At 37.0% G+C, this 14,043-nt stretch carries 12 protein-coding genes and 1 pseudogene; 5 read left to right on the top strand and 8 right to left on the bottom strand.

The genetic code is table 11. The annotated features are described in order from the left end of the window. The 4 genes and pseudogenes from HQK88_06150 to HQK88_06165 form a co-directional block, all read right to left on the bottom strand. Positions 1–1,492 (bottom strand): hypothetical protein (locus HQK88_06150; GenBank protein ID MBF0616382.1); only part of this gene is annotated, 1,492 nt, incomplete at its 3' end. A gap of 310 nt (positions 1,493–1,802) precedes the next feature. Then, positions 1,803–1,934, bottom strand: a pseudogene (locus tag HQK88_06155) (ABC transporter ATP-binding protein). A gap of 709 nt (positions 1,935–2,643) precedes the next feature. Beyond that, positions 2,644–4,866 (bottom strand): S8 family serine peptidase, encoded by a 2,223-nt coding sequence (locus HQK88_06160; GenBank protein MBF0616383.1) that lies wholly within the window; start codon positions 4,864–4,866, stop codon positions 2,644–2,646. A 22-nt stretch (positions 4,867–4,888) separates the two neighbouring features. Continuing rightward, a complete protein-coding gene (locus HQK88_06165; protein ID MBF0616384.1) occupies positions 4,889–5,314 on the bottom strand; it encodes a hypothetical protein in 426 nt (141 codons plus the stop codon). 248 nt (positions 5,315–5,562) lie between these two features. Between HQK88_06165 and HQK88_06170 the strand changes: the two genes are divergently transcribed. Both HQK88_06170 and HQK88_06175 read left to right on the top strand, forming a co-directional pair. After that, positions 5,563–6,081, top strand: coding sequence for a Uma2 family endonuclease (locus HQK88_06170; GenBank protein MBF0616385.1), 519 nt, complete (start codon positions 5,563–5,565; stop codon positions 6,079–6,081). 324 nt (positions 6,082–6,405) lie between these two features. Next, complete coding sequence (locus HQK88_06175; protein MBF0616386.1) at positions 6,406–6,960, top strand: hypothetical protein; 555 nt, start codon at positions 6,406–6,408, stop codon at positions 6,958–6,960. Here HQK88_06175 and HQK88_06180 read toward each other — a convergent pair. Continuing rightward, positions 6,957–7,943: an acetyl-CoA carboxylase carboxyltransferase subunit alpha gene (locus HQK88_06180; protein ID MBF0616387.1), complete on the bottom strand. Its 987-nt coding sequence runs from the start codon at positions 7,941–7,943 to the stop codon at positions 6,957–6,959. The two genes, HQK88_06175 and HQK88_06180, sit on opposite strands and share 4 nt — an antisense overlap. A 197-nt stretch (positions 7,944–8,140) precedes the next feature. On the opposite strand from HQK88_06180, the gene HQK88_06185 reads away from it, so the two are divergent. From HQK88_06185 to HQK88_06195, 3 genes are all read left to right on the top strand, one after another. Then, positions 8,141–8,401 carry an antitoxin family protein gene (locus HQK88_06185; protein MBF0616388.1) on the top strand — a complete coding sequence of 87 codons (261 nt, stop codon included), beginning with the start codon at positions 8,141–8,143 and terminating at the stop codon, positions 8,399–8,401. 12 nt (positions 8,402–8,413) lie between these two features. Then, complete coding sequence (locus HQK88_06190) at positions 8,414–8,833, top strand: PIN domain-containing protein (GenBank protein MBF0616389.1); 420 nt, start codon at positions 8,414–8,416, stop codon at positions 8,831–8,833. Positions 8,834–9,165: 332 nt separating this feature from the next. Beyond that, positions 9,166–9,363, top strand: a complete 198-nt coding sequence (locus tag HQK88_06195) for a hypothetical protein (protein ID MBF0616390.1) — start codon at positions 9,166–9,168, stop codon at positions 9,361–9,363. Between the two features lie 20 nt (positions 9,364–9,383). Here the strand turns inward: HQK88_06195 and HQK88_06200 are convergent, their stop codons facing one another. From HQK88_06200 to HQK88_06210, 3 genes are all read right to left on the bottom strand, one after another. Beyond that, positions 9,384–10,088 (bottom strand): pirin family protein, encoded by a 705-nt coding sequence (locus tag HQK88_06200; GenBank protein MBF0616391.1) that lies wholly within the window; start codon positions 10,086–10,088, stop codon positions 9,384–9,386. Positions 10,089–10,184: 96 nt separating this feature from the next. Then, entirely contained in the window at positions 10,185–10,517 is a 333-nt protein-coding gene (locus HQK88_06205) for a hypothetical protein (GenBank protein ID MBF0616392.1), read from the bottom strand. 138 nt (positions 10,518–10,655) lie between these two features. Further along, entirely contained in the window at positions 10,656–14,027 is a 3,372-nt protein-coding gene (locus HQK88_06210; GenBank protein ID MBF0616393.1) for a DNA polymerase III subunit alpha, read from the bottom strand. Between the last annotated feature and the right edge of the window lie 16 nt (positions 14,028–14,043).

Here is a 14,043-nt window from a genome sequence, read left to right on the forward strand (position 1 = left end):
TTGTTAGAAGCGCAATGGGAACTAAAATCCACCCTGCAATAATATGAAAGTACATATAGTATCTAATAATACAATTGCAACCGTCTCTTAGTTTGTAGTTTTTTTCGACTTTTAGGTCAACCACAGGTATAAAAAGGTCAAGACTGTACCAAAATCTAAAAGATATATCGCTCCAAAACCATGTGATTAACCAGTTCCAAAAACGCTTGAAAACAGTCGTGTTAGCTGTAGTTAGTGCAGTTGAGCCAGTTTCACTGCCAGTTTGAGTTGGTTCAGCAGGTTCCATATATTTTGGTCTAAATAAAACAGAACCAAAGAAAACAAAAATAGCGCTAATAATAATAGCTTTCACAGGATAACGGCCATGACCTGTAAGGTAACTATTTAATGTATTTAAAAATTTAGTCCCTGACCAAGACAATCTTTCTGTTTCTTTATTTTTCATTTTTACATAAATCTCATTTGCAATATCATTTTCCCCCATGTTTTTAAAATACGTCTCCATCGTTGTGTAAACATCTTTACTAAATTCCGTCCTTTTTAGTAATTTATCCCTTTCTTTTTCGTCCTCAATCCCATAAATATGTTTATAGGTCATTCCGGTTAGGTTGATTTTATCAGAATAATTATCTTCTTTATCATTGATGTTACATCCATATGTTATATTATCAAAATATACTGATTCAAAATACGAATCCTTCATATAGAAATTGCCTTTAAAATTCGTATTGTTAAAAAATGCACCGCCACCTACTTTCATGCCGCTAAAAAAATATGAGTATTTACCGTCGGTTCCTTTATATGAATCATTGAGCTTCTCTGTACTCGTAAATTTTGCACCACTAAGTTGAAGGTTTCCTTTAATATCAGCTCGCGCAAAATTTACACAAACATTAAATAAAGCATAGTTTAACAGTGCATTACCACCAATCTTCATACTATTAAATGAAACATTGGCATTTTCTTTTAGAAACTTTGCTTTTTGAAGATTAAAGTCAACGTCAATATTTGAAGCAACAAAATCTACAGAACCATCAAATGTGACATTATCGAAAAAAACTGAATATGCAGATTTTATAGCATTAAAATTAGCTTCTTTTTTAAATGTGCTACTAGTAAAAATTATCTTCTTTTCAAAAACACTGTTTGAAAAATCAACATTGTCGTTGAAAGTAAAGTTTATTAAAAATAACTCATACGGAATTCTAACATTTTTTAGTATTAAGTCACCGACAACAATTGCATTCTTTATATAAAGCTCGTTAGCGTGTAACTTTTTATTATTTGCACTATTTTTGATTAGTTTCTCAAGCTCGGAAGATGTTATGTTTTCTCCTTTACAATCAATATCTTTACCTTTTTCAATTATTTTTGTTGTTATGTTGCAAAAGCCACTCTTTTCATTATCAATAGCTCCGTATGCACTAAACACATTAAAAATGGAAATAAATACAGACAGCGTAGTGATAATGCTTAAAAAATTTTTTCTCATAAATTACTTTTTTTTTGCAGCTTGCGTATCAAACTGGATCTCCAATCCAAAAAATTTTAATCAGAACTTAACTAACTGAATGCATGTACAAATAGCGGCAATTAAAATAACTGGGCAGACATTTCTGTCTGCCCACGCAATTAATTTATCTTTTGTTCATATCATTACCATTAATGGAACCAAGTGGATCCTTACTGTTTGTTTTATCCGCTTTTTTAGAGGAATCTGCAGAATTAGCATCTGTTGCCTGCGTTTGTGACGGTGCTGCTAACGCTGGCTCTGGCGTTGCTGGTTTCTCTGCCGTTGCTGGTTTCTCTGCCGTTGCTGGTTTCTCTGCCGTTGCTGGTTTCTCTGCCGTTGCCGGTTTCTCTGCCGTTGCTGGTTTCTCTGCCGTTGCCGGTTTCTCTGCCGTTGCTGGTTTCTCTGCCGTTGCCGGTTTCTCTGCTGGCACTGGTTTCTCTGCTGGCGCTATATAACTTGCTATTATACGTTCAGTTTCAAGAAAAAGAGGTTTCGCATATAGTATTTCTTCAATCCTCTTTATAGAATCAGTAACCTCTATAAATTCAGCGGGTTGATTAACTGTGTGAATTTTAAATGTAAGCTCCCTTTTTCTCTCATTAAAATCTATTTCTGCCTCATCTTTCAATCTTGCTATACTTTTTATTGCCTTTTTTATTGAATTTACATCAGAATCACGCTTAATTCCCGCTTTAACCTGATTCTTGTCTGAAATATAATATTCACTTATAGAGTATAATTTATCCTCACTATTCTGTGAATCATAAAATACACCTATAATGTCAACAAGATTTCTTTCATTCTTCAATGATTGCAGTTCAAAACCTTTTTCTTTTTTATAAATTATTTGCTTTATTTCTCTCAGATAGTTAACTAATATTTTATCATTTTCGTTTTCAGGTTTAAACTCAGTTAAATTAGAAGGTTTAAAATTATCTGTTATTTTAAATTCCAAAATCACGTATTTTTTTGAAACTGATAATCTATCCAAAATGTTTCCTGTTCTATCTTTAAAAGCGACTGTTTTGTCCTCAGTGCCGGAATTTTCTCCTGAGTCTGTCTTACCTGTGTTAACATTTAAACAAAGCACTGCTATACAAAAAATTGAAATTACTAAAATTGCTTTCATTCTACTTTTTTTCATTGATATCAGCCTCCTTATTTTTTTGTGCATATATCCACAGCTCTTTTTCTATTATCCACTCATCACCTTTCCTTTTTAGGTTTAACATCTTTTTCCCATTATCTTCGTATCTCTTATTGTTTCTATGAGCCACACTAACATTGTCATTAAGATTTGTAGAATAACTTTGATCTAGTTTCAAATTCATTGTTTCAATATTTACATTATCTTTGCCAGCCGCAAATGTCTCGTTGTCTTTACTAGTATCTATGTGCACTTTAATTGAACCATATTTCTTATAAATTAATTCCATCTTTTTACGAAACTCCTCAAGCGTTCTTATTTTCTTATCGAAACTCACCTTTGCACCATATTTTTTTGTTGTGTTATCATTGTCCATTTCTTTTGTAATAGGCTCCATTACTTCTTTTTTATAATCAATGTTCTTTCTGTTTGAGTAAACCGTATAAACAACCTGATTTTTATTAGAAACACTCCCCCGTACGATTATACTGTCATTATCATAATAACTCGCATATAAATCAAATTTATTTTTATTTATACCATCGTTCCAATATCTCTCCCAGTCCGTAATAACTTTTACAAATGACTTTCTAACTGCATTTACAGCGTTTAGTAACACTCCATTTGGAGCATCATCAATTTTTATAGAGTCTTTATTTTCATACAAAATGTTTGTAATGGTATCAAAATTAAGAACAGGATTGGCAGCAAGCATAAGACAAATGACGCCGCTTACTAAAGGAGCGCTGAACGAGCTTCCTGATGCTCGCCCCCAATTACCATCATCAAATTTATTATCTACAGAGTATCTTGTTACAAAAAACGTTGAAGTTAAAAAAGATGTTGTAAATATATCTCTCCCAGGAGCAAATAATAACTTTTTATCTTGATCTTGCAGGTAATTACTTTCTTTATCTTTTTTTAACTCCTTATCAACAAACCCAACAGGGATAAAAGGCTTTTTAAGTATAAAACGTTTATCAATTGGTGTGCTTTTATTTCCAGCAGCAACAACTATTGGAATTTCTATATCTTCACCTTTCCTCTTAACCTGTTTGAAGTGTTCAAGAACTCTTACTGTATCTATATTTGTTGTTTCAAAAATAGGCTTAGTACTTGGTAAATCTCTTGATAAGTTAATGACATCCAATTGAACCTCTTTATCCAATACTTCTCGTAATGGGTCTATTATTGAATCGGAGTATATACCTTTACCAGCCGTTCCTTTATAAAAATCGACATAAACTGGAATTATTTTGGCATAAGGACACACTCCTTTTATTCCTATATCATTATGGTTTGCAGCGATTAAACCTGTTACATTTGTAGCATGGTCTGCTTGTTCAATAATTTTTCTTTCTACACTTGCGCTGCCGCTTATATCTGATTCATCTGTTTTTTTATCTGCATAATAAACTTGTGGGAAAGCAATTGATTTCTTCTTATCTTTTATTGCGTTCACTATAAGCTGTCTTCTATCTGACATGTCTTTAATGGTTTTTTCAACAATTTTATATGATAAACCTACCATATCAACTTCCTTAGCTAATTTTAAACCCTCTACTAACTTCTTTGTTGTTTCTAAATCCCAACGACTAACATTGTCAAGACCAACTAGTTTTTCTATTGCCTCATCAGAAGAATTATAAAAAACCTTTTTTTTGTCAGGTTCTAAGCCACTTTGTTCTTCTCCATCAATGTAGTAAGACACCTCTGACAAGTTATTCCTATAATCTATATGTTTGAGAAATGGAACATCTTCAACTACCGCCACTCTAATTTTTTTATCAGGTTTCCTGAACTCTATTTTGTTCCCATCTTTAGTTTCATCAGGGTTATTTTTCTTAAAATATTCCCAAGCCTCCGGTACTTTTATTTGCTTTAGGTAACTGTCATTGTCACTACCATATCTGGTAATTGTATTAAAGTCATAATCTGAGTACTGATATTCATCATAATATTGGTCACAATTTTTTTCAGCAAGTGCACCAAGTTCTTCATTTCCTATAACGTCAATACATCTGTTTTTTTGTACATTTTCAGCTGAATTATTTTGTAATTGATCTTTCATAAAACATTTACCTTCTTCTGCATTTTCATTAAAATCATTTTTTGTTTGATCCATTTGCATATGGGTGCAGCTGAAAAAGAAAATACATAGTGTAAACAGAACCACACTTTTACGGATAAAGTCACCAACGCTCATAATCAACCTCCCCAATATTGGTCTACCTGTCTATGACAATAGACTTATCTGGATTTACTGTTTCAGTGTGATTGCATACACTGCTACCACTATTATCTGTAATTTCAAATTTGTAAGATTTATTCTCATCTAAAGGTTCAGAAATTCCGCATAGGTTTTTACTGTTACACTCAGAAATATCTTTTGGAGTTTTATTAGAACAGTTGCTCCCATCACAGCTTATTTTTAGAAACCTACCTTTGACACAATGATTTTTCAGTATTATAGAAGCAGTAAAAGATTTAGTCCCTCCAGCGCTAACAGATATATTGCGGTCTTCAGAATGCAAGGTGTTACCTTTTCCATTATTATCAAATATCTCACTATAGCACCTTTCTACCATCCCCAAACTTACCAACATAAGCAACAAGCAAAGAAGCACAAACTTAGATACAATTATTTCTTTCATTTTCATCCTCCCAATAATTTATATTTTTAGAACTCTTTTACATTTCCCAAGTATGGTATTACTACCATAAACTATGGCGATTATACACAACTAAAAATACTTTGTCAATATCTTTTTTCAGGATTATTTAACCAATTTAAAAAAAGTCCGGTTTTTTGTAAAATCCAAACACTACAGATGTGGGCAGAGCTTTAACACAGGTTATTCACATAATTTACAAAACGATTGGATTAGTGCTATAAATTAATATGATAGCAGGAACAGTAGACGCAGATTTTGACTTAACAGAAATCATAAACGGAGAGGAAATCATGGGGCCTAGCCCATTTATGAGACATCAGGATATTGTTTTTAACTTAGCGGATATTATACGCCACCACGTAAAGACTAATAAATTAGGGAAAGTTTATTTATCACCACTTGATGTAATCTTTGAAGAAGGAGTTAACAGGCTTCAACCGGACATAATGTTTATCAGAAAAGAAAACCTGAGTATTGCACAGGATTGGATAAGAGGCGTACCGGATATGGTTTGTGAGGTAATATCTTCAGGCAGCTATGAAATGGATACGGCAGTAAAGAAGGCTATCTATCAGAGATACAGGGTGCCTGAGTACTGGATAGTCATGCCAGAGCCGCAAACTGTTGAGATATTAACCATCGTAGGTGATAAGTATAAGCTACATTCTTTTGCGGCAATTGAGGGTTTTGTTACATCCAAAGTCATTGAAGGTCTTCAAGTTGACATTAACGATATATTTGAGTAACCTGCTGTTGTGAATTCTTTAGCCCTTTGCTTAAATATGGGCAAATTAATCCCTTTCAAATAATTATTGACTTTTTTTATATAAAAATTCATACTTACCGTATGCTTATAATATCAAGTAGCTTCCAAAATGGTAATATAATGGTTCAGAAAAAGAACTGGATCCTGCCTCCCCTCAAGGGGATTCCCCTGCAAGTGCGGGATGACAAAGAGGTGCAATCCTTTATCTGTCATTCCTGCGAAGGCAGGAATCCAGTATTTTATTTATATCTTTGAACGCAACTCGGTATAAGAAGAGCTTACGTAAAGAAGGAGGAGGATATTTATGAGAGAGAAAACTTTTTTTGACCACGTTTATGAAAACAGGTTTCGGATAGGTGAGGTTTTATTTTTTCTATGGCTTATTTGTATTGTTTACTGGATTTTCAGATTCCCTGACATTGCTGCACATCCTTTTGAGAAATTTACAATAGTTGATAAGTTAAAAGATGCCGACGACGAGGGCCTGACGGCACGTGCTGCACTTACATTTATTTTTTGGTTTGCAACAAGCGGTATATTTGTTGTGGCTGCCATTATATATGCACTTGCGTTTATAAGAAACGTGATTTTTGATTTAACAAAAGGAGCCGTTCCAAACAAGTATCATCATCTGATAGCGCCAGCATTTTTATTGGTTTCCCTGTGGCCTTGCTTTAACTACCAGCAAGAGGTGAAATCGGCTATTTTGACTGTTAAAACACAGGGAAAGGAAATCGTCACTATGGCGATGGGTTTTGATGTTAAACTTAAGCGCAAATCTCCAATTGACGAGGCTGCCTCAGACAGCAGCAAATCTGATTTGAATAACTTAAAGGATACGCTAAACGATAATCGTTAGGGTTTTGTTTCTGAGAAAGAGCCGATGTTTCTTAGCTTTTTTTGTCTGCTTTTCAACATCTGTTTGCGGGGGATTTTTCTTAGTTGTTTTATAGTTTCAATTATATAGTTTTTTATGGTTATGGCCGCTTTATCGGGGTCAGCATGAGCGCCGCCGGGAGGTTCTGGTAAAATCGTGTCTATTATGTTGAAATTCAAGAGATCACTTGCCGTTAGTTTAAGCGCCTCGGCTGCTTTTGCAAAATCCTCCTGAGTAAGCCCCTTATCAGGGGAATTCCACAGTATAGCGGCACAGCCCTCCGGTGATATTACCGAGTAAATAGAATGCTCAAGCATCACAAGCCGATCTGACACACTTAAGGCCAGAGCGCCTCCGCTTCCGCCCTCCCCTATTACTATAGATATTATCGGCACATCTAACATCGAGATTTCCATAAGGTTTACAGCTATCGCTTCAGCCTGTCCCCTCTCCTCTGCGCCAATTCCAGGGTATGCCCCCGGTGTGTCTATAAATGTAACGATTGGAATGTCAAACCTACGGGCAAGTTTCATCAGGCGAAGCGCCTTTCGGTATCCCTCCGGATTTGGCTGGCCAAAGTTTCTGATGATTCTGTCCTTTGTCCCGCGTCCCTTTTGATGCCCAACAATCAAGACCGATATGCCCCCTATAGTGCCAAGACCACCCACTATGGCAGGATCGTCAGAATACCTTCTGTCGCCGTGAAGCTCTATAAAGGTGTCGGTTATTTTATTGATGTAATCCATCGTATATGGTCTGTCAGAATGACGGGCAAGCTGACATTTTTGCCACGGGGTGAGATTTTTAAATATCTCTTTTCTTAAGTTTTCTAATGTCTCAGCTAATGGCGATATATCCGCTGTCCCGTTACTAAGGCCATTAGATGAAATCTGTAACTCCTGCATCTCGGCAATTCTTAGCTCCAGCTCTTCAAGTGGTTTTTCAAAATCCAGGTATGCTCTCATTTTATTAGTGCTCTATTATAACGCTTGAAGGCAGTGAAAAATCAAGGAGAAAACGCGCGGTGAAAAGACACGGGTTTGTTTGTTTCAATAACGATTGAGAAAATCTTTTTCACTAAAAACAAAAAAGTAGAAATTTATGTTTATTTAGAGTACAATAAAGTGAGCTAATCGAAGTGTTTTAAAAGGAGGTGGCAAGCATGTCCACAACAGTTAAGGCCAGAGTTTCACATGGGGGAATTGAGCTTTTGGAAAAAATAGATTTTCCAGAAGGCAAAGAAGTTATCGTTACTATCGATGAAGTCTCCATACCTGAAAAAGAAGCTGTTGATTTGAACGATGACGATGTTTGGGAAAACGACCCTTTCTTTAAGTTAGCTGGAATTATGGACAGCGGAGTAGGTGATTTGGCAAAAAACCACGATAAATATCTTTACGGCCTTGTAAAAAATAACAAATAATCAAAATCAAATATGTCTTCAGTCTTTATTGATACCAACATATTAGTTGCTTTTTTTGATAAAGCGGATGAAATGCACATAGAAGCTCTTTCTAAAATGGAAATTATTAAGGGAAATAAGTTGAAACTGCTTTTAACCAATTTTATTTTTGATGAAGCGCTTACTCTGTGTTTAGGCAGAACCAACCATAAAACAGCCGTAAATATGGGGGAGTTTATTTTTAACAGCAACATAATTGAATTTATGTGGCTTAACGAGGAACTGCAAAAAAAAGCATGGGAGTATTTTAAGAGACACAATGACAAAATTTATTCTTTTACCGATTGCACAAGCTTTTTAGTAATGCAAAAAATGGAGATTCAGTACTATTTTTCTTTCGACGAGGATTTTAAAAGAGCAGGATTTATTGATTTTAGCCAGCAGTATAAATAATTTTACCCCCTCAAAATTTCCTTAATCTCATGTTCCGTAAAGTGTATGGCTTAACCCGTTCCCTAATCGTAGCAGAAACAAGCCCAACTACTGGACTAACTATTTTTGGCTCTTTCACGTTTATTGTGTATAGAAAAAAGAATAAACAGAACTGCTACGGTTGTGGATTTCAAAGAAAATAATGGCATAATTCACTTTACTGGAAACCTTGGTGCAGAGTTAAATCATGCTACCCTTGCCTTTTTCTGATGTTATTTATTACAATTAAACTATAAATGTTGTCTTTATGGACTGGTGCAATTGAATTGCAAATAACTATTAAGGGGGCAACTATGGAAATAACACTCAATCTACAGTTACCGTTTTTTGCAAACTTCATAACCACAACAATTTGGGGAACTATTACAAGCATTTTGCCTGTGTTCTCAAATTTTGTAACCATAATACTTTGGGGGGCTGTCATGGGCATTTTGCCCGTGTTCTTTTCTCCAGTCCTTCCCCCCACCACAAATAACTTAAAATTTATATAGATAATGTTAATGAAATTATTCTATTTTTTCATATCAATAAGAATAAAACGGCTATCCGTTACAGCTATACATACCAGACTCTCATGTCCGGTAATCTTTAATCCATCTCCGGGGCCAAGTGTATAGCCGTTAACTTGTAAACTGCCAAACATAACGTTGTGCAGATACCCTAACCGATTTGCTTCTACGACAGCATGTACCGTGTTCCCAGCCTGCAAACCGCACACAGATAGAGTAACGTCCTGGTGAATCAACATTGTATCGGCAGATTGCATATTTGACACTACGGCAACAAGACGATTCTCTGCAAGTTTAGTAATTTGTTTTTGTTCATAACCGGGGTTAAGTGATTTTTTATCAGGTATTATCCAGATTTGCAGAAGATGAGTCACCTCATTGTCGCTTGTGTTAAACTCGGAGTGCGCTATACCAGTACCTGCAGTCATTCTTTGAACGTCTCCCGCAATAAGAGTTGCTACTCCTCCTGTGGAATCCTTGTGTGAAAGAGTGCCGGCAAGCAAATACGTCACCACCTCCATATCCTCATGCGAGTGAGTGTCAAACCCAGCCCCGGGACTTACAAAATCCTCGTTTAATACACGCAGTGGTCCAAACTGAACGTGATTTGCATCATAGTAACTGCTAAAAGAAAAGCTATGATAGGTTTTTAACCACGAGTAACTTGCGTGGCCACGATCTTTACTAAGTCTCAGCTCTATAGCCATCAGTCCCTCCTAATAATAGTTTAACAAAAGGCAGATTAAAATTTATATAACATTTTAATTAAAAGCGGGCTTTACAAAGGGGACAGTTAAATTGAGTTACATCACGGTATCATCTATCCTTCTTTTATGTTGACTATGCGGTGCGGCTTTTTCATCCTCTGAGAAACCTTCTTGTCTAATTGTGTCAGATATGGTTTCGTTTACAGTTTCTACAATTGCTATGGCACCACTAGTGTTGAAATGGTCACAAAAACTTTTAGCAGCTTCACAATCTATGTCTTTCTTTATGATAACTTGCTTACCGGAGAATAATTTTTCTAAAAACTCATCATCATTGCGTGTTAAAAGAATTTTCAGGGAAGCTTTAACCTCGTCTGACTCAAAACCATCTTTTATCTTACCATCAAATATAACATTACATATTGGCATTACATCAGGCCTCCATACAAAAAAACTGTCTTGGTATTAGTGACTTAAAGGTTTTATCCTCAAGTCCATCTATCATAAAACAATACCACTATTGACTACCTAAAATCAAGTTTTTTTAAGACATTAAAAATCTATACGTCAATTAAGAGACACTGAGCCCCTTTCCAAAATATCCTCTATTTTATTTATTAACCCGGATTCCACCGACACATTGTATGCTGTCACTATAGTGGTTACCGTTTCGCTGCCATAGAGTTTTAGATAGACAGGAAGAGGTCCTCTGACCTCTGACAGAGTTTCTTTGAGTTTTATAAATGTAGCTGTGTTACAGTATTTTTCGCGAAGTCTTATCTCCATCTGCCTAAAGGAGTCATCTATAGCTCTCTGAAGAGTGGAAATCTCTGAAGCCAAAATTTTAGCGCCTTTTTCAGAAACCTCAAGTTTTCCTTTAATAACTACCAGAGCATCTTTTTTAAGAAACGAATCTGAACGTGAAAATGTATCCGGAAAAACCACAACCTCCACGGCCCCCTCATCGTCCTCTAACTGCACAATTGCCATCTGCCCCTTATTGTCTTTCACCTGCTTTTTAGTCAATACAGACACTATGCCTGCCACTTTTACCTCTTCTTTATCCATAAAGTTTTCAAATGAGGATGTTTTAGTGATATTTAGCTGCTTTAATTCCCTTTCATAGTTTCTTAGCGGATGCCCTGTGATATAAAACCCAAGAGATTGTTTTTCATTACTGAGTTTTTCCATTTCATCCCACTCAACCTCTGTGCCAGCTCCACTAAACACAGGAATGTTTCCAAAAAGCGACGGTGTTGAATTCCCGCCCCCGTTTAACAAAATATCTAAGTTATCAACAGCTCCTTTGCGGGTTTTTATCATAGAGTCAAACGCGCCGGCCTTTATCAGGCTTTCTATCACCTTTTTATTAACCCTGCGGGAATCCACCCGTCTAACAAAATCCTCTAATGATGAGAAAATGCCCTTCTCTCTTATTTCTAAGATTGACTCTATAGCAGCTGAACCAACCCCTTTTACCGCTTCAAGTCCAAAACTTATAGCGCTGCCGATTATCTTAAACTTCCTGTTACTTACGTTTATATCCGGAGGCAGTATCTCTATAGCCATTTCACGGCATTCTTTTATAAATTTCACAACTTTTTCGGAACTGTCCTCTGTTGAAAGGTTAGCTGCCATAAATTCCACTGAGTAGTGAGCCTTTAGATACGCTGTCAAATACGATATGTAAGCATAAGCGGCGGAGTGGGATTTGTTAAATCCGTACTTTGCAAATTGAGCCATAAGGTCAAATATCTTAACGGCCATTGTCTCTTTTATCCCGTTTTTAATTGCCCCGCTTACAAAATCATCCTTTTGCTTATCCATCTCGTAGCTTATCTTTTTTCCCATTGCTTTCCGCAAAATATCAGCTTGACCCATGGTGAAACTGGCAAGCTTATTGGCTATTCTCATAACCTGCTCCTGATACAGGATAACTCCGTAAGTCTCATCCAGAATGTCTTTAAGTTGCGGTAAATCGTACTGAACCGGGATGAGACCCTTTTTGCGCTTTATGAAATCATCAATCATCCCGCTACCTAATGGCCCGGGTCTGTAGAGCGCTACAAGCGCTATTAAGTCTTCAAACCTGTTTGGAGCCATCCTGATTAAGATATCTTTCATCCCGGCGCTTTCAAGTTGAAACACCCCTGTGCTGGTACCTTGTCCAAGAAGATGGTACGTTTGCTCATCATCAAATGAAATCCCCTTTAAGTCCAGTTCAATGCTCTTTTCTTTCAGATACTCCTGAGTTTGCTTAATCACAGTGAGTGTCTTTAGCCCCAGAAAATCAAACTTAAGCAGTCCCATCTTTTCAATTGAGCTCATATCAAACTGAGTAATAATGTTGTCCTCGTTTGTGGGCTTATACAAAGGGGTGTAATCGGTAAGCGGTGTGGGAGATATAACAACTCCTGCGGCGTGAGTGGAGGCATGACGGCATAATCCCTCAAGCCTCATCGCAATGTCTATAAGTTTTTTAATTTCCTCGGATTTTTCATAAGCGTTTTTTAACTCAGGCTCAGCTTGCATGGCCTCTTTTATGGTTATATTAAGGGTGAGAGGAATCAGCTTTGCGATCCTGTCAACCTCAGCGTAGGGCATAGCAAGTGCGCGTCCAACATCCCGCACTGCCGCCTTTGCAGCCATAGTTCCAAAGGTTATTATCTGAGCAACGTGGTCTTTACCATACCGTTGTGCCGTATAAGCTATAACCTCACCGCGCCTGTCCTTACAGAAATCCACGTCAATATCAGGCATACTGATTCGTTCAGGGTTAAGAAAGCGCTCAAACAGCAGATTGTACTTAAGAGGGTCTATGTCGGTTATATCGAGGCAATAGGCTACCAAAGAGCCTGCAGCCGACCCTCTGCCGGGGCCAACAGGTATTCCCTGAGTGCGTGCATAATTTATAAAATCCCACACTATTAAAAAATATGAGGCAAAACCCATCTTCTTAATTACCTTAAGTTCGGTTTCAAATCTCTCCATGTAGGGTTTATCGGGAGTTGGGCTAACCTTAACGGCTAATCCGGCACGTGCCAGCTTTTCAAGGTAGTCCTCCGGGGACTGATTGTCTTTGAGGTTATATCTGGGAAGACGGATGTCGTATAGTTTAAAGGTAAGATTGCATTTTTCGGCAATTTCTCTTGTGTTAGTCACAGCCTCCGGAATGTAAGAAAACGCTGCTGTCATCTCCTCCGGTGATTTAAAATAGAGACCATCGGTTTTAAACTTAAGACGATCCTCGTCATAAATAGTTTTACCGGTTTGAATACAAAGCAGAATTTCATGAGCTTTAGCGTCATCACGTGTCAGATAATGGCAGTCGTTAGTGGCAACAACTTTTATGTGGGTGTCGTAGGAAAGCTCAATTAGCTGCTTATTAAGTGTCTCTTGCTCGGGAAGACCGTTACTCTGAATTTCAATGTAAAAGTCAGGGCCAAATATGTGTTTAAAAAACAGAGCAGCCTCTCTGGCACTGTCTGTCTGTCCCTGCTGAAGTAAATATGGCACCTCGCCTTTCATACAGGCAGAAAGCGCAATCAAACCGCCGCTATACTGCTGTAGCAGATCTTTATCAATTCGCGGTTTGTAGTAAAACCCCTCCGTGTATGCTTTTGTGACAAGAGAGACGAGGTTTTTATAACCATCCATATTCTTGGCAAGAAGTATCAGGTGGTGATATGAGCCTTTGGTTTTTTCAAGCCGACTGCCGTTAGAGATATAAACTTCTGAACCTATAATGGGTTTTATACCGGCATCAGAGACTTTCTTATAAAAGTCCATAGCGCCGAAAAGATTACCATGATCTGTGATGGCAAGAGCCGCAAGCTTATACCCCACCGACTTTTCAACCAGTTCATCTATACGGATAGCCCCATCCAGTAAGCTGTATTGAGTGTGCAGGTGTAGCGGTACGTATTGTGCGTGTTGCATGGAAAGTATGATACCT

The sequence above is a fragment of the Nitrospirota bacterium genome (genome assembly GCA_015233895.1).
Taxonomy (GTDB): Bacteria; Nitrospirota; Thermodesulfovibrionia; order Thermodesulfovibrionales; family Magnetobacteriaceae; genus Magnetomonas.

Excerpts from the sequence above, each read along its gene's own strand:
- HQK88_06195 (MBF0616390.1), top strand. The coding sequence starts at position 9,166 with ATGGAAATAACACTCAATCTACAGTTACCGTTTTTTGCAAACTTCATA.
- HQK88_06165 (MBF0616384.1), bottom strand. The coding sequence starts at position 5,314 with ATGAAAGAAATAATTGTATCTAAGTTTGTGCTTCTTTGCTTGTTGCTT.
- HQK88_06160 (MBF0616383.1), bottom strand. The coding sequence starts at position 4,866 with ATGAGCGTTGGTGACTTTATCCGTAAAAGTGTGGTTCTGTTTACACTA.
- HQK88_06175 (MBF0616386.1), top strand. The coding sequence starts at position 6,406 with ATGAGAGAGAAAACTTTTTTTGACCACGTTTATGAAAACAGGTTTCGG.
- HQK88_06180 (MBF0616387.1), bottom strand. The coding sequence starts at position 7,943 with ATGAGAGCATACCTGGATTTTGAAAAACCACTTGAAGAGCTGGAGCTA.
- HQK88_06210 (MBF0616393.1), bottom strand. The coding sequence starts at position 14,027 with ATGCAACACGCACAATACGTACCGCTACACCTGCACACTCAATACAGC.
- HQK88_06185 (MBF0616388.1), top strand. The coding sequence starts at position 8,141 with ATGTCCACAACAGTTAAGGCCAGAGTTTCACATGGGGGAATTGAGCTT.
- HQK88_06190 (MBF0616389.1), top strand. The coding sequence starts at position 8,414 with ATGTCTTCAGTCTTTATTGATACCAACATATTAGTTGCTTTTTTTGAT.
- HQK88_06205 (MBF0616392.1), bottom strand. The coding sequence starts at position 10,517 with ATGCCAATATGTAATGTTATATTTGATGGTAAGATAAAAGATGGTTTT.
- HQK88_06170 (MBF0616385.1), top strand. The coding sequence starts at position 5,563 with ATGATAGCAGGAACAGTAGACGCAGATTTTGACTTAACAGAAATCATA.
- HQK88_06200 (MBF0616391.1), bottom strand. The coding sequence starts at position 10,088 with ATGGCTATAGAGCTGAGACTTAGTAAAGATCGTGGCCACGCAAGTTAC.